We start from the raw sequence: 275 nt of genomic DNA on the forward strand, positions 1-275 counted from the left end.
CTCTGGGGCAATCAGCGGCAAAACCGTAACATTTGATTATCAAAAGGGTCAAGCTTTAAAAGTCACTTATACAGGAGACCTGTCTATCGCTGATTTGTTGAAAACTGTTGGAGTGACCGACACCCAAGAAAGTGCGATATTAAGCACCTCTATAACCGCTCCCAGCTTCACAGTGGACACCAGCAAGCCAAATTCCGCTTATAGCTTCTCAGGAGCAATCAGCGGAAAAACCGTAACATTTGATTATCAAAAGGGTCAAGCTTTAAAAGTCACCT

General features: G+C 43.6%; 1 protein-coding gene. It reads left to right on the forward strand.

The genetic code is table 11. From position 1 onward, the window contains the following. The coding region (locus QUB10_RS04690) for a hypothetical protein (RefSeq protein WP_333199989.1) at nucleotides 1–275 on the forward strand (275 nt) is incomplete at both ends.

The sequence above is a fragment of the Microcoleus sp. B5-D4 genome, assembly GCF_036705145.1.
In the GTDB taxonomy this organism is placed as follows: Bacteria; Cyanobacteriota; Cyanobacteriia; order Cyanobacteriales; family Microcoleaceae; genus Microcoleus.